Below are 24,042 nucleotides of genomic sequence, written 5' to 3' on the forward strand. Positions count from 1 at the left end.
GCTGTAAACGGCTTTGCGCTTGGCGGTGGATGTGAGCTTGCGATGATGGCGGATTTTATCATCGCGGGCGACAATGCCAAATTTGGTCAGCCTGAAATCAAGCTGGCCGTCACCCCCGGCATGGGCGGGTCACAACGCCTGACCCGCGCAATTGGCAAGGCCAAGGCAATGGAAATGTGCCTGACAGGCCGGATGATGGATGCGGCCGAGGCCGAGCGTTCTGGCTTGGTCGCAAAAGTCGTTCCTGCAGCCGAGCTTGTTGAAGAAGCCATAAAGACCGCCACGGCAATCGCCGCGATGGCCCCCTTGGCTGCAATCGCCTGCAAGGAAATGGTCAACGCTGCGTTTGAAACGACGTTGCAGCAAGGCGTACTGTTTGAACGGCGCTTGTTTCATGGCCTATTTGGTACGGAAGATCAGAAAGAAGGCATGGCGGCGTTCGTTGAAAAACGGCCGGGTAATTGGACGGGGAAGTAATGTTATCCTCCCCATCTTTAGTCGATGGGGAGGATTTACTCAATTAGCGGCTACTTTCTCCACCATTTGAAACTTGCCGAGGCCGCAGCCTGCGCCTTCAGAAAGCTGCCCGCCTTGACTATGCAAAACGCGGACGATGTCGACGCTGCACAATTGGTTGAGCGACGTTCGATAGGAAAAGCGTTCTTCAAACTTCAATCCGGGGCAGCTTTGGGACAGGGTGTTGCGATAGGTTTTGCCGCCGGCCATGCGGAAATCGATATTGCGGTTATCGATGACTTTCGTTGACCGTATTTGCGATATCGTGACGCAATTTTTAGGTTCGCCCACCGCGCGAACGGGTGTGGGTGCGTTCTTGCTTGAAATCGCGACGGAACCGCCGCCTGACAGCAATGCAATCGCAGGAATGATCAACAGCATTTTACGCATCAAAATTCTCCTACATTACGACTCGGGCTTAACCTCTTCTACCTGAACTTTAGCTGACTTTATCTTCGGCGCAGGGGTTTTGGGTTTGAAGCGGCACAGGTCCGCTACGGGACAGCGCCAACATTCGGGCGTGCGTGCCTTGCAGATGTAGCGGCCATGCAAGATCAACCAATGATGCGCGCCAATGCGGAACGGCTTTGGCGTGCTTTTCTCCAGCGCTTTTTCGACCGCGACCACAGTTTTTCCCGGCGCGATGCCTGTGCGATTACCGACGCGGAAGATATGGGTATCGACGGCGAAGGTTTCTGCGCCGAACGCGGTGTTCATCACCACATTGGCGGTCTTGCGGCCAACGCCCGGTAAAGCCTCCAACGCATCACGGTCGGCGGGCACTTCGCCTGCATGATCGCGCACAAGGATTTCCGACAAAGCGATGACGTTCTTTGCCTTGTTATTGTACAGCCCAATGGTCTTGATATGCGATTTCAAACCCTCCAGCCCAAGCGCAACCATCTGTGCCGGAATCTTGACCTCTTCGAACAAAGCCTTTGTTGCCTTGTTCACCCCCACATCGGTCGATTGCGCCGAACAGGTTACGGCAACAAGCAACTGATACGCATTGCCATAAGCCAGCTCGGTTTCCGGATCAGGATTGGCCTCCGCCAGGCGTCGGTAAAATTCGAATATGTCTGATTTTTTCAAAGGCCAAGGACCTCTTGCATATTATACCGGCCCGCCTTTTGTTGCATGAGCCATTCGGCAGCTTTCACCGCGCCGCTAGCGAATATCGCCCGATTTTCGGCGCGATGGACAAGCTCAATGCGTTCATTGTCGGACGCAAAGATGACGCTGTGGTCGCCCGCCACGCTGCCGCCGCGTAAGGATGCAAAGCCGATATGGCCGGCCTTGCGTGCGCCCGTAATCCCGTCGCGGCCCCGTTCACTATGGTCTTTCAAATTGACCGCGCGGCCCTTTGCCGCCGCCTCGCCCAGCAGAAGGGCTGTACCCGATGGCGCGTCCACCTTGTGCCTGTGGTGCATTTCGAGGATTTCGATATCCCAGCCCTCACCCAACTGCCGCGCGGCTTGTTCCACCAAGGCGGCGAGCATGTTCACGCCCAATGAGGTATTGCCCGTCTGCAAGATGGGAATGTCGCGCGCGGCATCGTCGATGAGGAAATGGTGGCGCTCTTCCAAACCCGTCGTGCCAATGACGATGGGTTTGCCCGCTGCCACACACGCGTCGAGACTGGCCTCAAGGGCGTGCGGGCTCGAAAAATCGACGAGAACGTCGAATGCAGTGATTAGCGCCGCAAGATCGCCATCCTTATCAACGCCGCCTGCATGTTCATGGCCATCTGCGACAATCGCATCGACCAAAGCCTGACCCATGCGGCCTGCGCTGCCAATAATTCCAATTTTCATATTTCTTGCCCTGACCTATTGTTCGGGTCTTACTATATTAGGCCACTGAAACAAGTTTTGGGTGAAGATGAAGGAAAGCATGTGGGGCAAGGCATCAAAAATATCGTCATCCTGACGGGCTCAGGCGTGAGCGCCGAAAGCGGGATTGATACCTTCCGCAGCGCAGGCGGGTTGTGGGAGCAGCATAAGTTGGAGGATGTGGCCACGCCCGAGGCCTTTGCCCGCGATCCCGACCTTGTGCTGCGCTTTTACGATATGCGTCGCGCGCATATTCAGCAAGTGGAACCAAACGCCGCGCATTATGCGCTCGCGCGGCTGGATGCGGGCTGGTCAGGCAATCTGCTTCTGGTGACGCAAAATGTCGATGATCTGCACGAACGGGCAGGGGCACAGCGCCTGTTGCATATGCATGGTGAACATTTGAACGCTTGGTGCAACGCGTGCGATGCACGCCATCTGTGGCGCGGGACGTTGATTGACCGGCCAGCCTGCCCAGCTTGCGGCGTGGCGGGGCAGTTGCGGCCGGACATCGTCTGGTTTGGGGAAATGCCGTATCGGATGGATGAAATTTACCATGCGCTGGACCAAGCGGATTTGTTCGTCAGCATTGGTACCTCCGGCGCAGTCTATCCCGCTGCTGGCCTTGTGCGTGAGGCGCGGCAAAAGGGCATCAAAACCTTGGAACTGAACCTTGAACCATCGCATGGCACATTATGGTTTGAAGAATCGCGGCATGGCCCGGCGACGGAAGTGGTCCCTGCTTGGGTGGAGGAAATATTAGGCGGGTAAGTTGCCACAGCTCCGGCACCCTGCGTCTTTGGGCAGGCGGATTGACCGCATCGCTGGGGCGATGCCGTCGAACAAATGCAGTCTGCCCTTCTGGGCCTCTCCAAAGCCTGTCAGCGCACGAATGGCCTCCATAGCAGCAAAGGATCCCATGAGGCCGCACATCGCGCCCAGAACGCCCTGTGTGGCGCAGTCGTCGCAATCATCGGGGTCATGGGCGTCGCCGACAAAGCAGCGATAGCAAGGCGCGTCGGCTTGCCATCCGGTAAAGGTGCCGATCTGCCCATGAAACTGCCCAATCGCGGCGCTGACCAAAGGCACTTTAGCGGCAAGGCACAGATCGTTGACGATCAAACGCGTGGTGAAATTATCGCAACCGTCGATGACGACATCGACGCCATTGAGAATGTCTGCTGAGGTGGAGCGGTCAATACGCTGCTTAAGGCCACGAAATGTCACATCCGGGTTCAACCGCGCGACGGCGGCGCCAGCGGCATCGACCTTTGCTGTGCGAATGTCGCTTTCGCTATAAAGAATTTGCCGTTGAAGGTTGGACAAGGACACAACATCATCATCAACCACGCTGATCGTCGCGACACCCGCCGCCGCCAGATATTGCATGGCGGGGCAACCAATGCCGCCCGCACCGATCAGCAGCACATGACTCGACAGCAATTTGGACTGACCCGCACCGCCAATATCGCGCAGCACAATATGCCGGGCGTAACGGTCAAGCTGTTGGTCGTTGAGCGTCATACGCCAGTGGAACCAAAGCCTCCGGTGCCCCGCTCTGTATCGTCAAGGGCGTCGACTTCGCATAATATGCCGTGCGTGACCGGTGCCACAACAATCTGCGCGATCCGGTCGCCCGTGTTGATCACGAAATCTTCGTCACCCAAATTTGCGAGAATGACCTTCACTTCGCCGCGATAATCGCTGTCGATGGTGCCGGGGGTGTTGAGGCAGGTAATGCCATGTTTCAGTGCAAGACCGGAGCGCGGACGCACTTGAACTTCATAGCCATCGGGAATGGCAAAGGCGAAACCGGTTGCAACGGCGTGGCGTTTGCCGGGACGCAAGGTCAGGCTTTCGGCGGCGCAAATATCCATGCCCGCAGCGCCCATGGTCGCATATGCGGGCAGCGGCAGGCCAGTTCCATGGTCCAATCGCTTGACGCGGATATCAACCTTTTGCGAGTGCATCGGCTACCTTCTCCATCAATTTACGGGCAATCACGTCCTTGGCGCTCTCGGGCCAGCTATCGACGCCATCTTTGGTAACGATATGAAAGGCGTTGTTTGCGCCGCCCATCACATCGCCAGACACGTCATTGGCGACGATCCAGTCGCACCCCTTTTTGGCGAGCTTTGTCTGCGCATGTTCGACAATCTTCTCCGTCTCTGCCGCAAAACCAATTAGCAGCCTTGGGCGATGTGCATGCGTGGCGAGGCTGGCGAGGATATCGGGATTTTCGGTTAAGTTCAGCGCGGGGATATTGCCGCCGTCTTTCTTGATTTTTTGTTCAGGCGCTTGCACCGCGCGCCAATCGGCGACGGCGGCCACCATGATGGCGGCGTCTACGGGTAAGGCTTTTTCCACCGCCGCCTGCATGTCGATGGCGGTTTCAACATCTATCCGGGCGACGCCGGGCGGGGTCGCCAAATGAACGGGACCAGCAATGAGCGTGACCTCAGCGCCCAAGGCGGCAGCCGCTGCCGCAATGGCAAAACCCTGACGTCCAGAAGAACGATTGGCGATGTAGCGAACAGGGTCAATCGCCTCATGCGTTGGGCCAGCGGTTACCAATATGCGTTGACCGGACAAGGGACAATGCGCCAGCTCCGCCGAAAGCGCAGCGCCGCCGGGGACCGTCGTTGGTGAACGACCCGATGTCAGCATTATATCGAAATCATGCCCCAACATCGCGCAAATCCGCTCGGCAATGGCAGGTGGCTCCGGCAAGCGTCCGGGGCCAAATTCGCCGCATGCCATCGCGCCCTCGTCCGGAGCCATGATGTGGACGCCATCGGCGCGTAATTGCGCCAAATTCCGCTGCGTTGCCGGATGGTTCCACATGCGGACGTTCATCGCGGGAACGGCAAGCACTGGCTTATCGGTCGCCAGCAAGATGGTCGTCGCCAGGTCGTCGGATATGCCGGCCGCCATCTTGGCTAAGATGTTGGCGGTGGCGGGGCAGATGACTACCAAGTCGGCCTGACGGCTCAACTGGATATGCCCAATTTCGCTTTCTTCCTTCAGGTCGAACATATGACCATATACTTGGTCTTCAGTCATTACCGACATCGACAAGGGCGTCACGAACTCAGTTGCGCTTTGCGTCATGACCGCGCGCACGGATAGGCCTTGGCGCTTAAGCAAGCGGACAAGTTCAAGCGACTTATACGCCGCAATGCCGCCAGTGACGATCAGGAGGATGCGTTTTTCGTTCATGCGCTTCAATACCCGCTGAATAGTTTATCGACTGCGGAGGTGATGACTAAATCTTCCTGCGCCAGAGAGCCAATTTTTACGCCAAGCCTATCAAGCGGAATGGCGAAAATCAGATGTGTCGTCATAATATAATGTTCGTCATTAATCACAAATTCGGGATGCAATCGCGATACTCATCATATGGCATTCCGTTTTCGGCGATCCATTTGTTCCAGCTTTCAATAGCTTGGCGGTTTTCGCGTTTCCACTCTTCGCCCAAGGCTTTGCGCACCTGTTCCTGCAGCCCGGTTTCGCAGGCTTGCGATACGTTGATGCCAAGCCGCTTGGCCTCGTCAACCATATCGGATGGCAAGCTTATATTTGTCGGACGCCGAGGCGCGGTAAACTGCGAAGGTTTATTCATGCGCACACTTTATGCGCATAAAAGCAAAGGTCAAGCTGGCGAGAGCTTGGTTCAACCCCAAAGCCACATGCCAGCAGCGCCCAAGGCACCAGCCAATGCTGCGACCAGCAGATAGCGTCCAGTGTTACTGCTGCCCTTACGCTCCCAAATAAGCTGCACGGGTGGCAAGGGTGGTGGTTCGGGCGCGCCGCCCTTGCGTGGGAGCTGTTCATCCAAACGGCGGATGAGGTCGGGGATCATCTTCAGCGTATCGGCTTGTTTGCGCAGGCCGTCGGCCAACATTGCCTCAGGCCCCAACTCACCGCGAATCCAGTCGCCGACATATGGCGCGGCAACATTCCACATGTTAATGCTTGGGTTCAATGAGGTCGCAATGCCTTCGACCATCACCATCGTTTTTTGCAGCAACAACAGATGCGGCTGCGTCTGCATGTCGAAATCACGCGTGATCGCAAAAAGGCTGTCGAGCATTTGCCCGACCGACAATTCGCTAACGGGTTTGCCGCGCGTTGGCTCACCAACTGCGCGCAGCGCAGTCGCGAATTCGTCGACATTGTGATAGCTTGGCACATATTGCGCCTCGAAATGGATTTCGGCGACGCGCTTATAATTGCCGGTTGTCAGGCCATAGAGAATTTCCGCCAGCCAGAAACGCGCCTGCCGGTTGATCCGACCCATGATGCCAAAATCGATGGCGACAATTGTGCCGTCGGCGCGGACGAACAAATTGCCCTGATGCATATCGGCATGAAAAAAGCCTTCCGAAATCGCTTGCCGCAAAAATGTGAGCACAAGCTTTTCGGCCAGTTTACTTAGGTCATGGCCCGCCGCCTTGAGCGCATCAATGTCGGAAATTTTTACGCCGTCGACCCATTCCAGAGTCAGCACGCGGCCTGACGTCCGGTCCCAGTCGATGCTCGGGATCGTGTAACCCTCCACCGCGACCATCGCATCTTTAAGTTCGGATGCGCTTGCTGCCTCGCGCCGCAAATCGAGTTCGCGCAAGGTCCAGCGTTTCAGATTGGCGATAACCAGCTGCGGGCGCAACCGCGCCGCTTCGCCGCCAAGGGCCTCCAAATGCGCGGCCGCCCATTCATAGGTTTCAATGTCGCGGGCAAACTGTTCGCGAATACCGGGGCGAAGCACCTTGATAGCGACATCCTTGCCCTCGCGCGTGCGGGCACGGTGCACCTGCGCGATGGAGGCGGCACCGATAGGCACTGGGTCTATATATTCAAACAATATGGACGCTGGCTTATTCAGGCTGTTGTCAATCTGCGCATAGACCTGGTCAAATGGCGCCGGCGGTAACTGGTCCTGAAGCATCAGTAGATTATGCACGGCCTCTTCGCCGATGATATCAGGCCGGGTCGCGAGCGTTTGCCCAAGCTTAATCGCTGCGGGACCAATGGCGCGAAATGCGCCTGCATAATCCGGCACCTTTGGCTGGATCGTGCCAAAGCGCGCGATGCGGCACAGGCGCTTGACTTGTGCAGGCGTGTTACGATCAGCCTCAATGGCGCGAAGAGCACCGTGGCGCGCAAGAATGCGGCCCCATTTGAGCAAACGAATGATGTGGGTAACGGGACGAGTCATCGGGTGCGGGGTTAAACCTTCCAGCCGCTATGGATCGCGACCAGACCGCCCAATATGGGCTCAACTTTGGTTTGGACAAAGCCAGCCTCACCGATCATGCGTTTGAAATTTTGCATGTCGGGGAAACGGCGGATGGATTCGACCAGATAACGGTAGCTGTCTTCGTCACCTGCAATGGCTTTGCCCAATTTTGGTACCAATTTATCTGAATACACATCGTATAATTGCGCCAGCCCAGGCCATTCGACCGTGGAAAATTCGAGGCAGAAGAAACGGCCACCATAACGCAGCACACGATGCGCCTCACGCAGAGCCTTAGGAATGTGGGTGACGTTGCGGATACCAAAGGCAATTGTGTAGGCATCAAAATGTGCGTCGGGGAAGGTCAAGGTCTCGGCATTTTGCGCAGACCAGATGAGGCTGTCGACACCGCGCTTCATGGCGCGTTCCATGCCGACATCTAACATGTCTTCGTTAATGTCGGACACAGTGACCTGCGCGCCTGATTTTTCCATGCGAAACGCAATGTCGCCCGTGCCGCCAGCCATGTCGAGAATATCCTCGCCCGCGCGCGGCTTTACGCGGCGCACGAAGCTATCTTTCCACAAACGGTGCATCCCGCCCGACATCGCGTCGTTCATGATGTCATATTTGCGCGCAACATTGGAAAAGACGTCGCCAACGCGCTGCGTCTTTTCTTCGGGGCTAACTTCTTCATAGCCAAAGGATACGGTATCATTCATTATCTGGCTTCTAGCCGATTGTTGCGCCAGCCGCAAAGGCTGTTAGGGGGTCCTGACCCTTAGGTGCAAAAGCATATGCCCGAATTACCCGAAGTGGAAACCACCGTGTCCGGCCTGCGGTCGGTCCTTGAAAGCGCGTTGATCGTGCGCGCTGAACCGCGCCGTGCGGACCTGCGCTGGCTGATTCCGCCCGATTTGCGCCAGCGGCTAACGGGCGCGCGGATAGAGTCGCTGGGACGCCGTGCCAAATATGGATTGATCTATACGGATCGGCAGGACGTGCTGATATTTCACTTGGGCATGTCTGGCCGGTGGCGCGTAGACCCGGTGGAAATTGAAAAGCACGACCATTTCATTCTGGAAACGGCAAGTGGACGCGTGGTTGCATTGAATGATCACCGCCGTTTCGGGTCGCTGGATATTATCGATTCGGACCAGATCGACGCCTATCGTTTCTTTGCCAAAATGGGGCCAGAGCCGCTGTCGGAGGCGTTCGATACAGCTGTGCTGCAAAAGGCACTGTCTGGCCGCAAAGCGCCTATTAAGGCGATGCTGCTCAATCAGAATATTGTGGCGGGCTTGGGCAATATTTATGTGTGTGAGGCGCTAAACATGGCGGGCATTGACCCTGTTGCGCCTGCATCAAGCATAAGCAAAGCGCGGCTGGCCCGATTGGTCATCGCGATTAAAGAGGTGCTCACTGCCGCTATAGCAGCTGGCGGATCTACCTTGCGCGATTTTGCAGCGCCCGATGGCGAACTTGGTTATTTCGCAAAGGACTGGCGTGTCTATGGCCGCGAGGGTGAAGCTTGCGTCTGCGGCAGCACGATATTGCGGCGTGTTGATTCGGGCCGATCAACCTTCTACTGCCCGAAATGCCAGCGATGAGGCGGCATTATGAGGTTGACGAATCTCTTGGGCAGGGTTAAGGGCCGCTCCTTCAACGGGCGTACCGCATGGGCACGCCCCTTCAATTATTGAAATTCGAGGACAAAAATGGCCAATACGCCGCAAGCAAAAAAGCGTATCCGTCGCAACGCGCGTCGTACAGAAGTAAATGGCGCACGCGTCAGCCGCATTCGCACTTTCATCAAAAAGGTCGAATCGGCGATTGCGCTTGGCGACAAGTCGGCAGCCGCCGCAGCCCTTGCCGCAGTGCAGCCTGAACTGGCGCGCGGCGTATCCAAGGGTGTATTCCACAAAAACACAGCTTCGCGCAAATTTGGTCGCCTCACAAAGGCGGTCGGCGGTCTCGCTTAAGCGATACGGATGGCGCCGGACCTTCCGGCACTTGAATTTCAAAACCCGCTGTAACCACGGCGGGTTTTTTGTTTGTCAAATGTCACAAAGGTGAAATGTCAGGGTTTCCCGCGATTCGATGAAGTCACGAACGTGAATTCAGAAAAAAATAAATAAAATCATGTTCTTATAAATTATTTAACGCATTTGCTCGCGTCACAACGAGTCAATGGCATTTATTTCAATTTTTTTGCAGCGCTGCTCTTGATAGACTCGTTTTTTGGTGTCTAGTATATCCAATCCAGCAACGCACGACGACAGTCGCGCAATGCCTCACATGGCGAATGAACACGTAGCTTGGCTGCATTTGGTAAAAAATGCTTGGCCTCCCCGTTCGTCCCATGTTCGGCAGATAGCGCGCGGTCATGTAGTGCTGGTTGGGGTGGAAAATGGGGGTAGGCACGTTGGCAGAAGGCAATTCAGTATCGCAAAATAAAATCAGTCCTTCCGCAAGTGGAAATGACGATTCAATGGTAAACGCCCGTTTTGACGCTGATTGGCATAATATCTCCTCCGGCTTGCGCCGCGATTTGGGTGCTCAGGTTTACGGCCAATGGATTCGCTCCATCAGCCTTGGTGACTATTGTGACCTGACGGGCACGCTTGAGCTTTTGTTACCCTCGGACTTTTCGGCAAGCTGGGTTTCCGACCACTATGCCGACCGCTTGCGCCTTGCATGGTCAAGCACCAATAGCAGCGTCAAGCAGTTGAAAATTCGCACCCGCCCGGGTGCGCCGCGCGTCGAATTGCTCCGCGCCTCCACCAATGCAGAACGCGCGGTCGCGCAAGAAACCAATGAGGCGCAAGCCACGCGGTTGGCGCTTGACCCGCGGATGACTTTTGCGAATTTCGTTAAGGGCCAAACCAACGTGCTTGCGCTGAGCGCCGCAGAGCGCGTGGCGTCGAAAGACAAGCCATTGTTTAACCCGCTCTATCTTCAAGCCGCGACTGGCCAAGGCAAAACGCATCTGATGCACGCCATCGGCCATGCTTATGCCGAGGTAAATCCCGACGCACAGATTTTGTATATGTCCGCCGAAAAATTCATGATGGAATTTGTGACCGCAATGCGGCGCAAGGAAGTCATGGAGTTCAAGGCGCGTTTGCGTGCTGTTGACGTGCTGCTGATCGACGATATCCAATTCATCATTGGCAAGGTGTCGACGCAAGAAGAGTTTTTGCACACCATCGATGCCATCATTGGCGCGGGCAAACGCTTGGTGGTGTCCGCTGACCGTGCACCGCAAGCGCTTGACGGCGTGGACCAGCGTATATTGTCGCGTCTGTCGATGGGCCTTGTGGCCGACATTCAACCCGCTGATCTGGAATTGCGCCGTTTGATCCTGCAACAGCGCCTTGCCAATATGCCAGAGGCGCAAGTGGGTGAAGACGTGGTCGAGTTTCTTGCCCGCACGATCAGCCGCAATGTCCGCGAACTCGAAGGTGGCTTGAACAAGCTGCTTGCTTATGCCCAATTGACGGGCAAGCCAGTCACGCGGACATTGGCCGAAGAGCAGCTCAAGGATATCCTGAGTGCTTGCCGCCGCCGCATAACCATCGACGAAATTCAACGTGCCGTATGCGAATATTACCGCATCGACCGCAGCGAAATGTCTTCGAAGCGCCGTGCGCGCGCCGTTGTGCGCCCACGTCAAGTCGCCATGTACCTTGCCAAGGTAATGACGCCGCGCAGCTACCCTGAAATCGGACGCAAGTTCGGTGGACGTGACCACAGCACTGTCATTCACGCGGTTCGGTTGGTCGAAGGGCTTCGGCAACAAGACAGCGACATGGACAATGATGTCCGCGCATTGCTCCGCCAACTCGAAGCCTGAATTTTCCAACCCTTTTCAGCAGGCTTTCCAGCGCTTATCCCCATGATGTGAGTCGGAAGGACAATGATGGGAAAAAAATGCGCGTCGTGCGGGTCCGCTAATCCAAGCAAAGCTGCGTTTTGCGCCAGTTGTGGGCAAGCGTTGGCGGCAAAAGGGGCGAAAAAACCTGCAACGTCCGCCTCCAATCGCAAATGGCGCATGCCAGTCGTTGCCGTCGTGACTATATTGGCGATGGCCGGTTTGTATTTCTGGCTGTTCATCGCTGACGATTTGAAGCGCGATGCAGATGGGCTGATAACCGAAGCTTGGGACGCCTCAACTCCGGGCGCACAAATATTCTTCGCAATGACTGAGGTGAACATACGCGATAAGCCAAGCACCGCGGGTAGCAGCATTCTTGGCAAGCTTCCGCGTGGTTCGCAAGTCACCGGGACAATCCAGCCTGGCTCAGCCCCTGATGGCCCGTGGCTTAAATTGAGCGATGGCAATGGCTTTATCGCACGCACCAACATGTCGGAAAGTCGTCCCCCGGTCTTGATAAAGTCGTTGAACGACCAGTCATGGGTTGCAGATGGGCTGATTGATGTTTGGGCCTCGACCTTGGCAGATAGTAATTTGCTGGATCGGCTGCGCGAGGGCACACAGCTGACACTGGCGGGAACCACGGCAGACAACTTCATTGAGGTGAAGCTTGCGGATGGTCGCTACGGATATCTTGCAGACGCGACGTCGATATTAAAGCGGCTTGGGGGCAAGCCAATTTCAATCGGATTTAATCTTGAGACTTGTGCGTTTTCCGGCGAAATAGGTGCTGAATTTGAAAAGATCGGCGCACAGCTACGCGCCCAATGGCAGGCGTTGGAGACAAAGGAATTTGCCAACGAATCTGCCCGTCAAAATGCCTATTCGGCATTAGAAGGCAAAAGCAAATTTATCAGGCTACGCCGTTCATTTGAAGGCTTGTCGGTGACTGGTTTGGCGCAGCATTATGAATCGCAATCCCTATATTTCGATGATTCACCTGCCAAGGTTATGGACGTCTTTCGCGCGCAAGGCTTCGACATCGGACGCAATGGGCTGTTTACCGGGACGGAGCTGTATGCAGGCATTGCCGCCACGAGGGGTGAGGGCGCCGCTTATGGAAAAACGGAACTGGGCTGCGGCGTATAGACCGCCACAACTTTCATCGAGCCTAGGGTTCTGACCCTAGCGCTTTTCCTCGGGTGCCACGGAAATCCGGACAGTCTCGCCACCATTGCCGGGGAAACCTGTGAACATGGCCTCAATCAGATTAGGCACCAGATAGGGCATTTTGTTCGAACGCGACTTGGCTTCTGCCTTGCCTTCGAACAGGCGTTTCCCGTCCGTATTGCGGTCAATTTTTAGATCCAGATCGGCGGTGTACACCGTGAAGCTGTCAACATCATATGGCCTGTTGAAGCCGCTGTAGAGGAACGGGTCATAATAGCCCACAACATAGCGCGCGCCGCGCCGCGTGCGCACAACATAGGGGCGGTAAAAGCTGCCAAAGCCCCAATAAGGATCATAAAACGGGTCTTGGCGAACGATGTTGCGTTCCTTGCCTTCATCAACGGCATAATCGAGCGATACGGTCATGTCGGCGGTGCTACCCGATGAAGCCACATACCCAATTTCCTGAAGCTCATTGGCGACCAACGCGACATATTGCCCAAATTCAATGCCACCGGCGTTGGCGGGATTGGCCGCGCGGATTACAAAGGTCTGACCCTGCGGTGCGGGCAGCTCCTGAAAACGCGAAACATCGACGTTAAAGGGCGTTGCACATGCACCCAACGCAAGCAGCGCCAGCGGAGCGAGAAAAGTTGCGACCTTTTTCATCAATTCAAATCCCTTCGAACGCGGCCAGATGCCGTCTTGCAGCTAAAGCATTAAAATTAGGATTGTTTCGCTGAACTACAGCTGAACGACAATGTAACATCATTCAACGCAGCAAGCCAAGCGCGCCATAGGCTGCCTTTAACGTCGGCGCGCTCAATTCGCGCGCCTTTGCCGCGCCTTTCGCTAATGCCGCGTCAATCTGTTCATGGTCATCCTTTAGCGCGCTAAAGCGGTCCGAAATGGGGCGCAGATGTTCGACCACAATCTCTGCCAGTGCAGGCTTAAATGAGCCGAAGCCCTGACCGCCAAAGCGAGTCAGCGTATCTTCCACAGTCTCATTCGCAAAGGCAGCATATATGCCGACCAGGTTCTTTGCCTCGGGCCGGCCCTCAAGACCATCTGCCTCCGATGGCAACGGCTCTGGATCAGTCTTGGCCTTTCTGATTTTGCTCAGGATCGTGTCGGCATCATCGATCAGGTTGATTCGGCTCATATCGCTTGGGTCAGATTTGGACATTTTGGCGCTACCGTCGCGCAAGCTCATGATACGGGCCGTCGCTTTGGGAATGATGGGGTCAGGCAAGATGAAAATATCTGTGCCCTTGCCAAAATCGGTGTTGAATTTCTGGGCGATGTCGCGGGCAAGCTCCAAATGCTGCTTCTGGTCTTCGCCCACCGGCACGTGCGTCGCCTGATACAGCAGCACGTCGGCGGCTTGCAACACCGGGTAGGTAAACAACGCAATGCTCGCGCCTTCGCGGTTCTTGCCGGACTTGTCCTTGAACTGGGTCATCCGGTTGAGCCAACCCATCCGCGCCGTACCGGTCAGCAGCCATTGCAGCTCAGCATGGGCAGGGACCTGCGCCTGATTGAACAGGATCGCCTTGTTGATATCCAGCCCGCAGGCGAGCAACGCGGCAGCCATCTCGCGGGTGTTTGCGGTCAACTCCTCGGGCACATGCGGCATCGAAATGGCATGCAAATCCGCGAGGAAATACAGGCATTCCATTTCATCCTGCATCTTCACCCAGTTGCGGATCGCGCCCAGATAATTGCCGAGATGAAGGTTGCCAGTTGGCTGAATACCGGAAACAACGCGCATAGAATTTACTCGCTTGCAGGGGCCACGGGCGCAGTTGCTCGCCTGCGGAGAAGGGATTTTAATTCGCTGATCCGGTAGGCCCCGAACAGCAATATGGCCAGCGCATAGACCGCGCCGCCAGCGGTTACCAAAGTGAACAAAACGGCAATGCGCCGCCACAATCCGATGCCAAGCAGGTCTTCGATAAGTGCATTTCCGAAATAAAGCGCGAAGCCCATGACGGCGGCCGCCAAAATTATGCGCCATATCTTTTGCTTCAACCGGGCATCGACGGCAATATGACCACGCTTGCGCAAAGTGATCCAAAGCAACGCGACATTCACCCAAGCGGATATGGCAGTCGCCACGCCGACGCCAATATGCGCCAAGGGCCAAATTAGGATCAGGTTACCAACAAGGTTGACCAGCATGGACCATAAGGCCAGCCGCAGCGGCGTTTTGGTGTCGCTGCGCGCGTAAAATCCTGGGGTCAGCACCTTGATGAGCACATAGGCTGGAACGCCTGCCGAAAACGCCATTAGTACCGCCGCGGTCCCTTTTGTGTCGGCCGACGTGAATGCGCCATGTTCGAATATGCCATGCACAATCGGCATCGCCGACACAATCAACGCGACCGTCGCGGGCATCGCGAAGAATAAGGCAAGTTCGACGGCGCGGTTCTGCGTGTCCGATGCGGCTTTGCTATCTGCTCCGGCAATCTGCCGCGATAGTGCCGGCAAAATGGCTGTACCGATTGCTATGCCAATCAGTCCCAACGGCAACTGGTTCAAGCGGTCAGCATAATAAAGCCACGATACAGATCCTTCAGGCAGGAACCGCGCGGCAAGCGCAGTGGAGATCAACAGATTGAACTGGATTGCGCCTTGGCCAATCGCGGCGGGCGCAATCAAGGCCAGCATCAGCTTCACATCTGGAGTGAGGCGCGGCAAACTCAGCTTCAGGTTAACGCCAGCGCGGTGACAGGCCCAGATGAGCCACAGCAATTGCAGCGCGCCCGACACGGTAACTGCGACCGCTTGCGTGGCCGCCGTTTCAACGGGATTATCCCCACGGAAGAAAATCAGCGCGATAATCATGCAGATGTTCAACAAGATCGGCGCTGCGGCATTGACCCAGAATCGGTTCAGCGAATTCAATATCCCTCCAAGCAATGATACCAATGATATCAGCGCCAGATAGGGAAAGGTGATGATCGTTAAGTGCCGTGCCAGCGCGAACTTCTCCGGCCCGCCATCTGGAAAGCCGCCAGTCATAGCCCAGACAATAGGACCAGCGGCGAGCATCATGAGGGCCGTGAACAGCACCAGAAACGGGAACAGCACGGACAGCACTTGGCTTGCAAAAGCGCGGGCGGCGATCAGGCCTTGGTCAGCCTTCTCGCGCTCGGCCTCAGTCATTTTTTTGTTAAACAACGGCACGAATACCGCTGCAAACGCGCCTTCGGCAAAAAGGGCTCGGAACAGGTTGGGCAAACGCCACGCGATCAGGAATGCGTCGGACGCAAGGCCAGCGCCAACGAAGCGCGCCATCAACATGTCGCGCACTAGGCCCAAGACACGGCTGACCAAAGTCAGTCCGCCGATGGTAATGCTGTTTCGAACCAGGCTCATCTGTTCACCTGGTGCCGTCGGCTTCAGGCTTCGCCGGCAGGCTGCGTCTCTGCCATTTGTTGCGCTTGCGAAAGCTGTTGGATGTAGAGCGCGTTAAAGTCGATGGGTTCAAGCACCAGTGGCGGATAGCCCGCATCACGGACGGCATCGGCAACGATTCGGCGCGCAAATGGGAACATCAAGCGCGGCGCTTCACCGAATAAGAAAGGATGCGCTTGCTCTTCGCTTACATTGCGCAGGCCAAACAAGGTTCCATAATCAAGCTCAACGGAGAACTGTACGCCATCGTCAGTCTCTGCCTTGATGGCAAGCCGTAAGGCGACTTCATGCACTTCGTCTGTAATGGCGTTGGCTTGAATGTTGACCTGCACATCAACTTGCGGCGCGCCTTCCCAGTTAAAACTGTGCGGGGCGTGGGGACTTTCAACCGACAGATCCTTGATATACTGGTTCAACATACCGACGGCAGGCGCTGTGTCTTCGCCATTTGCTTTTACCTTATCGGAAACGATAGTGCCTGTTTCGTCGGCCATGATGTGTCGTGCTTTCTTTTTGTTTGCCACAGCCGCAATACTACGACCCCTGATGGCCGAAGCGCCTAGCAGGCGTGCCGTCAAAGGGCAATGATTGTTGCGCTCGCGCCATGTCCTTAGCCGAGCCTGCATTTTTCTTTGGGCAAAGCCCTTTGAAACCCGTATCGTTAGTCCCTATATGATTTGATATGGGCGTTTGGCGACCAGTTTTCGCGCCGTGACCATGTCTAGATTTTTGCCGAATGGAGGCGTTGTGACGTTTACTATTGTTTTGCTCGCTCTTGTTGCAGCTTTCCTAGGCCTTCGCCTTTATGCAGTGCTCGGCAAACGTTCCGGACATGAACAAGAACCTTTGGCCCACCGCCCTATTGAAGCGAATACGCCGCTATTGTTGCGGCAGCCATCTGCGGGTAGTGACGCGGCGTCGGCTGTGCCCGCTACGGACCTGTCAAACGTCGATATGGCAGCACAAAGCGGCGTCAAAGCGATTGGAAATGCCGATCGCGGTTTTGATCTCGGCACGTTCGTAGAAGGTTCAAAAATCGCTTATAAAATGGTGCTTGAGGCCTATTGGAAGGACGACAAGGAAGCGCTGCGCTTCTTGTGTGATGATGACGTCTATGCAAGCTTTGCCGAGGCGATTGATGGCCGGACTGCGCGAGGTGAAACCCTCGAAAACCGCTTGGTCCGCATTGATGAAATTCGCGTTGTCGACGCAAGCTACGATCACCCCATCGCTCGGATATCGGTTCGTTATGACGCCGATATCGCCGCGATGGTTAAGGATGCCGATGGAAATGTCATTGGTGGATCGATGACAGATGCGGTTGAAACCCATGATATCTGGACATTCATGCGCGACGTGAAATCGGGCGGCCGTAACTGGAAGCTTGACGAAACCGACTCGGTCTGATTCACCCGGGCGATGCTTCGCGCCCTTTTCATTCTCGGTCTATCGGCCCTCACGCTCTCGGCTTGTGCAAGCGGGGTGACACCCCCTGCGGGCCCTGCAACGTCGCCGGGTATATTGGCGTCTGCACCGCCCGTCGCGGATACAGTGGCAACACCTGCGCCGACGCGCGATATCACAACGGCGGCAGGACTCGGCGTCGTGCGCGGTCCGCAAATTGCAACTTTGCAAGTTGATGCGCGCAAGGCGGCACGTGCGATGGATAGTTTCAGGACAAGTTGCCCCGGCCTTGTCCGCCGTTCCGACAATAGCGGCCTTACCCAAAATAGCGACTGGGTAGCCGCTTGCGACGCCGTCAAAACATGGACCAATGATGCCATTTCCTTTTTCGCGACTCATATGGACGCAGTGCAGGTTGGTAATGGCAAGGCCTATGCCACTGGCTATTTTGAACCTGAGATCGCCGGTTGCCGCATGCTGCAAGCTGGATGCGATGTTCCCGTCTATAAACGGCCATCAGACCTGATCGATGTTGACCTTGGGCAGTTTTCTGATGAGCTGAAGGGACGCAGCATCCGTGGCAAGGTCAGCGGCACGAAACTTCTGCAATATGATGACCGCGCAACGATTGAAAACGGTTCATTGGCTGGGCGCGGCCTTGAAATTGCTTATGCGTCCGATGTTGTCGAATTTTTCTTCCTGCAAATTCAAGGGTCGGGCCGGTTGAAGCTGCCCGACGGCAATGTCATGCGCATTGGTTATGATAGCCAGAATGGGCGTGGCTATACGGGCATCGGCCGATTGATGCGGGATCGCGGACTGATTACTGATGCCTCTATGCAGGGGATCGTTGCCTTCTTGCATGCCAACCCCGAAGAGGGCCGCAAGATCATGCAGGAAAATAAAAGCTATATTTTCTTCCGCGAACTGACCGGTGCCGGTCCCTTGGGCGCAATGGGCTATCCCGTGGTGGGTGAGGCAAGCATTGCCGTGGACGTGAAATTCATCCCGCTGGGCGCGCCGGTTTGGCTGTCGATGGACCGCGCAGAACCCAATGGTATTTGGATTGCGCAGGATACCGGCGGCGCCATAAAGGGCGCGAACCGCATTGATACCTTCTGGGGCGCTGGCGAACGCGCGCGCGTAATTGCGGGCGGCATGTCGGCGCGCGGGGCGGCGTTGCTGTTTCTACCCAAGGCTGCGGTTGCGCGGCTGGGCCTGTAAATCTGGCATGGCGCGGCATCTCGACAGCAACGAAAAGTCCCTTTGGGGCCGGGTCATTGCGACCGTAAAACCGATGCATGGCGGCAAGCCAAAGCCAGCGCCGGTTGCGACCCCGTCGGCGGATAAGGCGGTACTGGCAAAGTTTTTGAACGCCAAGCCAAAGCCTGTCCCTGCCGATACAAAGCCGAAATTAGCGCCCGGGCAAAGCAAGATTGCGCCTGTGCTCCACAATCTCGACGGACATTGGGACAAGAGGATCATACGCGGTAGCATATTGCCTGATGTCAGCATTGATCTGCACGATGCGTCCTTGTCGCTGGCGTATAACCGGCTCGATGGCGCGTTGGAGCAAGCGATTGCGCAGCGGATGAAAGTGATATTGCTCGTAACCGGCAAGCCGCGCGCGCATGATCGGGCGAGCGGTGAGGGCAGGGGTGCAATTGCCGCCGTTGTCCGGGACTGGCTGGCGGCGTCGCGCCATGCGCGGCATATTTCGGCGGTGCGCAACGCCCATCCGCGCCATGGCGGGACGGGCGCGCTGTACATTATGTTGAAAAGCTAGGCCTAGGGTCAGGACCTATTAAATCTTCCGCCCTGCGCGGCCTGCAAGCTCAACGGTATAATGCCATGCGATCCGGCCTGAACGACCGCCGCGTCCTTGGGCAAAACTCAGCGCGCCAGCTTCGTCCCAGTCGAGATCAAAATGGCTGGCGTAGCTGCTGACCATTTGCAGATACGCGTCTTGGTCGGGATATTGAAAGCCAAGCTTTAGGCCAAACCGATCAGCCAAGGCCAGACTGTCATCGATGGCATCGCGTGCATTCATTGCATCCGTTTGGTCCGTGCCGTCGCGCTCAACGATGTTTCGGCGGTTGGACGTAACGCAAAGCCGGACGTTGTTCGGACGCGCCTCAACCCCGCCCTCCAGCAATGACCGTAATAGGCGCGCATTTTGGTCGTGCGGCTCGAACGAGATATCGTCGACGAACAATAAATAACGCCGGCCTGAGGCCCCAAGTTCTTCAAACAAGGCGGGCAGGCTCGTCAAATGACTTGAGGACGCTTCGACCAACGCGATGAAGAAGCCATCGTCCTGAAGCGCGGCGACCATAGATTTGATTAAGGCCGATTTGCCCATGCCGCGCGCGCCCCATAACAAGACATCATGCGCCGCTGCGCCAGAGGCGTGCCGCCGGCAATTTTCGTATAAATCGGACTTTTGCCGGTCGACGCCGACGATCAGGTCAATCGGCAGTGGCTTAAAACCCTGCGCCGCTGCCAAGGTCGTGCCGTTCCAATGATATGCAGGCGACGACGACAGATCGATTGGCGGCGCTGGCGGCGGCGAAAGCCGCTCAAGCGCTTCGGCGATCCGTTGCAGCGTCTGTTCGTTCAAGCAGCCAGTTCCTCCGCATCAAGGGCATAGAGCAATTGCGCCCCTGCCATTGCGGTTCCTTTATAGGCCACAGCCTCTGGCACCATGACGTCCAGATAATAGCGGCAGGCCGCGACCTTGCTGCGTAAAAATGCGCTGGTGTCGCCATTGGCGATGTCGGCTTGCGCAGCGCGATGTTGCCGCAGCATCAACCAACCCGACGTCACAACCGCCATCATATTGGCATAAGCGTAGCTGCCTGCCAAACGATCATCGACTTCTGCGCCGAGCATATATTCGGTTACTTCAGCCGTCGCTGCGGCGAGCGCCGACAGGCCGGGATGGTCCACCGCACCTGCCGAAATGGCCGAAAGATGTTTGCGGATAACATCCCCGCCCTGCATCGCAAGCTTGCGACCAACCAAGTCCGCCGCTTGAATGCCATTGGTGCCTTCGTAAATCGCCGCGATACGAATATCGCGATAATATTGCGCTGCGCCTGTATCCTCGACAAAGCCCATGCCGCCATGCACTTGAATGCCCAAAGAGGCGATTTCGCTGCCCATGTCGGTGCCATAGGTTTTGGCCAGCGGCGTCAGCAGGTCGACCATCTCCTGCGCGCCTGCCTCGCCAAGCGTGGCGCGATCAACATAGCCGGAGGCGAGATATAATAAGGCGCGAATTGCCTGTGTCCCTGCTTTCATCCGCATCAACATACGGCGCACATCGGGATGTTCGACAATCGCGACCGATTCGCGCGATGGTCCGCTAGCTTTGGCCGATTGCACACGTTCTTGTGCGAACCAGATGGCCTTTTGCGTGGCGGCCTCGGCAATTTGAACACCTTGCAGGCCGACATTCAGGCGGGCATTGTTCATCATCGTGAACATGGCGCGCATGCCGCCAAATTCGGGACCAATGAGTTCGCCAACGCACGCACCTTCTTCGCCAAAGGCCAAGACGCAGGTGGGGGAGGCGTTGATGCCCATTTTATGTTCAATCGATACGACCTTGATGTCATTGGCTTTGCCGATGCTGCCGTCTGCGGTCACTTGATATTTGGGCACGAGAAATAACGAAATGCCTTTTGTCCCAGCAGGGCCATCGGGGGTGCGGGCGAGGACCAAATGGACGATATTTTCCGCCATGTCATGGTCGCCAAAGCTGATATAAATCTTCGTGCCTTTGATCGCGTAGGCGCCATCACCGCGTGGGGTCGCGGTCGACGTCAGCGCGCCGACGTCGGAACCGGCCTGCGGTTCGGTCAGGTTCATCGTGCCTGAATAGGCACCCGTTGACAGCTTGGGCAGAAATAATTTTTTCTGCCGGTCGGTGCCATGATGGCTGATCGCTTCAATCGCGCCGACCGAGAGGATCGGGCACAAAGCAAAGGCCATGTTAGCTCCACCAAGCGAATCGAGCGCGACGGTCGCCAGCGAGAAAGGCAGACCCTGGCCACCAAATTCCGCAGGCGCGTTGATCGCGCCCCAGCCATTGGCGACATAAGATTTATACGCCGCAACAAAACCGTCGGGCATCACGACTTTGCCGTCGATTAACCGCGCGCCAACGGTGTCGCCAATGCGGTTCAGCGGGGCAAATTCCCCTTCGGCAAAGGCGCCAATGCCTTCGACAATGGCCTGCACCATATCCGGGGTCGCATCGGCAAAGCGCGCATGCTGCGCCAATGCGTCGATACCCACGATATGCTTGAGGACAAAATTTTGTTCTGCGACGGGTGCTGAAAACGCCATAATAAATAAAAATTCCTGTTAAGTCTGGTCTGCATCCGCCTATAGCCGCTTATTATGTTTGGCTCAAATACCTTGGGGAATGGCTGGGTTGTACCCGCTGACGACGCTGCGATTACCGCTGCGGCGCAGCTTCTGCGCGCTGGGCAGATTGTAGCGATTCCCACTGAGACGGTTTATGGACTTGCGGCAGATGCGCAAAATGCAGAAGCGGTTGCGCGCATCTATGCGGCAAAGGGACGGCCGGATTTTAATCCGTTGATTGTGCATGTTCGTGATCGGAAAGCCGCAGAAAAGCTTGGCCTGTTCAACGCTACTGCGCGGGCACTGGCGGACGCTTTCTGGCCGGGGCCAGTGACGCTGGTTCTGCCCTTGCAACCCGATGCGCCCGTCGCCCGCGCGGTAACCGCAGGGCTGCATACTATCGCCATCCGCTGCCCTGCACATCCGGTGATGCAGGCATTGCTCCTAAAAAGCGATTTAAGCCTCGCTGCGCCCTCTGCAAACCGCAGCCGGGCGATCAGCCCGACTCGGGCGGATCATGTCTTAAAAGGGCTTGGCGGGGCCGTGCCGATGATATTAGACGGGGGTCCATCTTCGGCGGGGTTGGAATCAACGATCATTGCCGTGCGCGATGACGGTTGGCATGTGTTAAGGCCGGGACCAGTCAGTTCAATGGAAATTGAACAGACGCTTGGATACCCGCCTTTGTCCTTGGTTACGGGCGCGATTGAGGCGCCTGGCCAAATGGCCAGCCATTATGCGCCGTCAAAACCCGTCCGCTTGAACGTCACAGCGCCTGTGCGTGGCGAATATCTTATTGGTTTTGGCGCAATAACGGGCGACGAAAACTTGTCCCCAACTGGCGATTTGGCGCAGGCGGCGGCGCATTTATTTGAGGCGCTGCACAATGCGGATGCAAGTTTGGCCAGCGCTATCGCGGTCGCGCCAATTCCGCATGAGGGCATAGGCATCGCAATGAACGATAGGCTCACAAGAGCAGCCGTCCGATGATGAAATTGTCGTGATTCTGTGGACCGTTACCACACATTTTTCTTTCACATATTCCTTGCTAACGCTAAGCAAAATTTAAAATGAGTTGCATATTAAAACGCTATTTCATCCTGCGGAATATTCAACTATCAGACGTGTTACAGCCGCGCAGGGGAGGGCCGTTTGCCAGTATCTTCGAAATTTTTGACGGGCCTATTGCTGCTGAGTTCACTCGGCGGTTGCAGTGACAGCGCAAGCGAAGGCAAAGTCGCGCCCAAGGCCGCGTTACCGGTAGAGATATTCACTGTCGAAAATCAGAGCGCAGAGCGCGAGATCAACGCCGTTGGCACGGTACGCTATCGCCGCGAAACGCCTCTGGGTTTTACCACCGCAGGCAAGGTCGCTATTGTGCGTTTTGAAGAAGGTGACTTTGTAAAGCGCGGCGCATTATTGGCTGCGCTCGACACGACAAATGTGGGCGCGGACATGAGTGTGGCGACGGCCGAGCGTGATCGCGTCCGGGCGGAATTTGACCGGGTCCGCGCGCTTTACGCCGATGGTTGGATAACCAAAGCGCGGTTTGAGGCAACTGAGGCATCGTTAAAGAGCGCAGACGCGCGCGTGCGGCAGGCCGGATTTGCTAGCAATACGGCGCGGCTTTACGCCCCGTCAAACGGTGTTGTGTTGATGCGCAATGTGCAGGCCGGGCAAGTCATCGCCGCTGGAACGCCAGCTTTTATGTTGGGTGAGGCCGATAACGGCTTTGTCTTCCGCGTGCCAATCGTTGATCGTGACGCTTCGAAACTGCGCGTCGGGATGGCGGCAGATATATTGATTGAATCCGCAGGTGACACGCCCCTAACCGCGACGATATCGGAGATTGACGGGCGTGCAAACGCCGCCACAGGGGCGTTCTCCGTTCAATTTCGGCTGCCCAATCGGTCAACATTGCGGTCGGGGCAAATAGGGACCGCAACCATAAAGTTGCCAGCGTCGGACGGTGGTTCAATATTACAAATTCCGGCAAGCGCTTTGTTTGGCGTCCGCACGGGCGAAGGCTTGGTCTATGTGGTGGATGCCAAGAACCGCGTTGAAACGCGCAATGTCATCATAGAACAGGTCGCGGATGATTTCGTGAATGTGTCGGGTGGGATACGGCCGGGTGACAAGATCGTGACGTCTGGGTTGGAAAAGCTGCGCACCGGGTCTACCGTGCGTATCGTCAAGAGACTGCCCTAGTC

27 protein-coding genes are annotated in these 24,042 nt (G+C 56.3%); 11 read left to right on the forward strand and 16 right to left on the reverse strand.

Annotated features, from left to right (window positions below; translation table 11 throughout):
- Window positions 1-477, forward strand: a 477-nt coding sequence (locus Q0N43_RS09760; RefSeq protein ID WP_295445857.1) for an enoyl-CoA hydratase-related protein, incomplete at its 5' end; no start/stop codon positions are given.
- A gap of 39 nt (window positions 478-516) precedes the next feature.
- Here the strand turns inward: Q0N43_RS09760 and Q0N43_RS09765 are convergent.
- The 3 genes from Q0N43_RS09765 to dapB are packed head-to-tail and all read right to left on the reverse strand — an operon-like array spanning window position 517 to window position 2,330.
- Window positions 517-906, reverse strand: coding sequence for a hypothetical protein (locus Q0N43_RS09765; protein ID WP_366845962.1), 390 nt, complete (start codon window positions 904-906; stop codon window positions 517-519).
- Between the two features lie 15 nt (window positions 907-921).
- On the reverse strand, window positions 922-1,608 hold the full coding sequence (gene nth, locus Q0N43_RS09770) for an endonuclease III (RefSeq protein ID WP_295445859.1): 687 nt from the start codon (window positions 1,606-1,608) through the stop codon (window positions 922-924).
- The gene (dapB, locus tag Q0N43_RS09775; protein WP_295445861.1) at window positions 1,605-2,330 is read right to left on the reverse strand and encodes a 4-hydroxy-tetrahydrodipicolinate reductase; all 726 of its coding nucleotides are present in this window, start codon (window positions 2,328-2,330) and stop codon (window positions 1,605-1,607) included. The genes nth and dapB overlap by 4 nt, the downstream gene beginning before the upstream one ends.
- Before the next feature lie 57 nt (window positions 2,331-2,387).
- Here dapB and Q0N43_RS09780 point away from each other — a divergent pair, with 57 nt between their 5' ends.
- Window positions 2,388-3,119, forward strand: coding sequence for an NAD-dependent deacylase (locus Q0N43_RS09780; protein WP_295445863.1), 732 nt, complete (start codon window positions 2,388-2,390; stop codon window positions 3,117-3,119).
- Here Q0N43_RS09780 and Q0N43_RS09785 read toward each other — a convergent pair.
- The 7 genes from Q0N43_RS09785 to Q0N43_RS09815 are packed head-to-tail and all read right to left on the reverse strand — an operon-like array spanning window position 3,108 to window position 8,309.
- Complete coding sequence (locus Q0N43_RS09785) at window positions 3,108-3,872, reverse strand: HesA/MoeB/ThiF family protein (RefSeq protein ID WP_295445865.1); 765 nt, start codon at window positions 3,870-3,872, stop codon at window positions 3,108-3,110. The two genes, Q0N43_RS09780 and Q0N43_RS09785, sit on opposite strands and share 12 nt — an antisense overlap.
- Window positions 3,869-4,318 carry a dUTP diphosphatase gene (gene dut / locus Q0N43_RS09790; protein WP_295445867.1) on the reverse strand — a complete coding sequence of 150 codons (450 nt, stop codon included), beginning with the start codon at window positions 4,316-4,318 and terminating at the stop codon, window positions 3,869-3,871. The genes Q0N43_RS09785 and dut overlap by 4 nt, the downstream gene beginning before the upstream one ends.
- Window positions 4,299-5,567: a bifunctional phosphopantothenoylcysteine decarboxylase/phosphopantothenate synthase gene (locus tag Q0N43_RS09795; protein WP_295445869.1), complete on the reverse strand. Its 1,269-nt coding sequence runs from the start codon at window positions 5,565-5,567 to the stop codon at window positions 4,299-4,301. Before Q0N43_RS09795 ends, dut begins: the two co-directional genes overlap by 20 nt.
- 5 nt (window positions 5,568-5,572) lie before the next feature.
- Window positions 5,573-5,692, reverse strand: coding sequence for a hypothetical protein (locus tag Q0N43_RS09800; RefSeq protein WP_295445871.1), 120 nt, complete (start codon window positions 5,690-5,692; stop codon window positions 5,573-5,575).
- Between the two features lie 20 nt (window positions 5,693-5,712).
- Window positions 5,713-5,970, reverse strand: coding sequence for a type II toxin-antitoxin system CcdA family antitoxin (locus Q0N43_RS09805; RefSeq protein ID WP_295445873.1), 258 nt, complete (start codon window positions 5,968-5,970; stop codon window positions 5,713-5,715).
- A gap of 51 nt (window positions 5,971-6,021) precedes the next feature.
- Complete coding sequence (gene ubiB / locus Q0N43_RS09810) at window positions 6,022-7,566, reverse strand: 2-polyprenylphenol 6-hydroxylase (protein WP_295445875.1); 1,545 nt, start codon at window positions 7,564-7,566, stop codon at window positions 6,022-6,024.
- Window positions 7,567-7,577: 11 nt separating this feature from the next.
- The gene (locus tag Q0N43_RS09815; RefSeq protein WP_295445877.1) at window positions 7,578-8,309 is read right to left on the reverse strand and encodes a class I SAM-dependent methyltransferase; all 732 of its coding nucleotides are present in this window, start codon (window positions 8,307-8,309) and stop codon (window positions 7,578-7,580) included.
- 75 nt (window positions 8,310-8,384) lie between these two features.
- Here Q0N43_RS09815 and mutM point away from each other — a divergent pair, with 75 nt between their 5' ends.
- From mutM to Q0N43_RS09835, 4 genes are all read left to right on the forward strand, one after another.
- Window positions 8,385-9,197: a bifunctional DNA-formamidopyrimidine glycosylase/DNA-(apurinic or apyrimidinic site) lyase gene (gene mutM, locus Q0N43_RS09820; protein ID WP_295445879.1), complete on the forward strand. Its 813-nt coding sequence runs from the start codon at window positions 8,385-8,387 to the stop codon at window positions 9,195-9,197.
- 108 nt (window positions 9,198-9,305) lie between these two features.
- Entirely contained in the window at window positions 9,306-9,569 is a 264-nt protein-coding gene (rpsT, locus tag Q0N43_RS09825) for a 30S ribosomal protein S20 (RefSeq protein ID WP_295445881.1), read from the forward strand.
- 509 nt (window positions 9,570-10,078) lie between these two features.
- Complete coding sequence (gene dnaA, locus Q0N43_RS09830) at window positions 10,079-11,443, forward strand: chromosomal replication initiator protein DnaA (protein ID WP_295445883.1); 1,365 nt, start codon at window positions 10,079-10,081, stop codon at window positions 11,441-11,443.
- Window positions 11,444-11,641: 198 nt separating this feature from the next.
- Window positions 11,642-12,613: a hypothetical protein gene (locus Q0N43_RS09835; protein WP_295445885.1), complete on the forward strand. Its 972-nt coding sequence runs from the start codon at window positions 11,642-11,644 to the stop codon at window positions 12,611-12,613.
- A gap of 36 nt (window positions 12,614-12,649) precedes the next feature.
- Here the strand turns inward: Q0N43_RS09835 and Q0N43_RS09840 are convergent, their stop codons facing one another.
- The 4 genes from Q0N43_RS09840 to secB all read right to left on the reverse strand — a co-directional run bounded on the left by Q0N43_RS09840 (window position 12,650) and on the right by secB (window position 16,548).
- Window positions 12,650-13,303, reverse strand: coding sequence for a DUF4136 domain-containing protein (locus tag Q0N43_RS09840; RefSeq protein WP_295445888.1), 654 nt, complete (start codon window positions 13,301-13,303; stop codon window positions 12,650-12,652).
- Between the two features lie 103 nt (window positions 13,304-13,406).
- Window positions 13,407-14,405, reverse strand: coding sequence for a tryptophan--tRNA ligase (trpS, locus tag Q0N43_RS09845; protein ID WP_295445890.1), 999 nt, complete (start codon window positions 14,403-14,405; stop codon window positions 13,407-13,409).
- Between the two features lie 5 nt (window positions 14,406-14,410).
- On the reverse strand, window positions 14,411-16,015 hold the full coding sequence (murJ, locus tag Q0N43_RS09850; protein ID WP_295445892.1) for a murein biosynthesis integral membrane protein MurJ: 1,605 nt from the start codon (window positions 16,013-16,015) through the stop codon (window positions 14,411-14,413).
- Window positions 16,016-16,038: 23 nt separating this feature from the next.
- Window positions 16,039-16,548, reverse strand: coding sequence for a protein-export chaperone SecB (secB, locus tag Q0N43_RS09855; RefSeq protein ID WP_295445894.1), 510 nt, complete (start codon window positions 16,546-16,548; stop codon window positions 16,039-16,041).
- A 253-nt stretch (window positions 16,549-16,801) separates the two neighbouring features.
- Here secB and Q0N43_RS09860 point away from each other — a divergent pair, with 253 nt between their 5' ends.
- From Q0N43_RS09860 to Q0N43_RS09870, 3 genes are read left to right on the forward strand one after another with little or no spacing between them, the layout of a single operon-like run.
- Window positions 16,802-17,461 (forward strand): Tim44/TimA family putative adaptor protein, encoded by a 660-nt coding sequence (locus Q0N43_RS09860; protein WP_295445896.1) that lies wholly within the window; start codon window positions 16,802-16,804, stop codon window positions 17,459-17,461.
- A gap of 12 nt (window positions 17,462-17,473) precedes the next feature.
- Window positions 17,474-18,682: an MltA domain-containing protein gene (locus tag Q0N43_RS09865; RefSeq protein ID WP_295445898.1), complete on the forward strand. Its 1,209-nt coding sequence runs from the start codon at window positions 17,474-17,476 to the stop codon at window positions 18,680-18,682.
- A 7-nt stretch (window positions 18,683-18,689) separates the two neighbouring features.
- Window positions 18,690-19,244 carry a Smr/MutS family protein gene (locus Q0N43_RS09870; protein ID WP_295445900.1) on the forward strand — a complete coding sequence of 185 codons (555 nt, stop codon included), beginning with the start codon at window positions 18,690-18,692 and terminating at the stop codon, window positions 19,242-19,244.
- An 18-nt stretch (window positions 19,245-19,262) separates the two neighbouring features.
- Here the strand turns inward: Q0N43_RS09870 and Q0N43_RS09875 are convergent, their stop codons facing one another.
- Together Q0N43_RS09875 and Q0N43_RS09880 are read right to left on the reverse strand one after the other, a co-directional pair.
- Entirely contained in the window at window positions 19,263-20,078 is an 816-nt protein-coding gene (locus Q0N43_RS09875; RefSeq protein ID WP_295445902.1) for a DUF815 domain-containing protein, read from the reverse strand.
- Window positions 20,075-21,811 carry an acyl-CoA dehydrogenase gene (locus Q0N43_RS09880; RefSeq protein WP_295445905.1) on the reverse strand — a complete coding sequence of 579 codons (1,737 nt, stop codon included), beginning with the start codon at window positions 21,809-21,811 and terminating at the stop codon, window positions 20,075-20,077. Before Q0N43_RS09880 ends, Q0N43_RS09875 begins: the two co-directional genes overlap by 4 nt.
- A 54-nt stretch (window positions 21,812-21,865) precedes the next feature.
- Between Q0N43_RS09880 and Q0N43_RS09885 the strand changes: the two genes are divergently transcribed.
- Entirely contained in the window at window positions 21,866-22,822 is a 957-nt protein-coding gene (locus Q0N43_RS09885) for an L-threonylcarbamoyladenylate synthase (RefSeq protein WP_295445907.1), read from the forward strand.
- A 162-nt stretch (window positions 22,823-22,984) separates the two neighbouring features.
- The gene (locus Q0N43_RS09890; RefSeq protein WP_295445908.1) at window positions 22,985-24,040 is read left to right on the forward strand and encodes an efflux RND transporter periplasmic adaptor subunit; all 1,056 of its coding nucleotides are present in this window, start codon (window positions 22,985-22,987) and stop codon (window positions 24,038-24,040) included.
- Window positions 24,041-24,042 lie beyond the last annotated feature (2 nt).

The organism is Sphingorhabdus sp. EL138, assembly GCF_945882965.1.
Lineage (GTDB): Bacteria > Pseudomonadota > Alphaproteobacteria > Sphingomonadales > Sphingomonadaceae > Sphingorhabdus_B.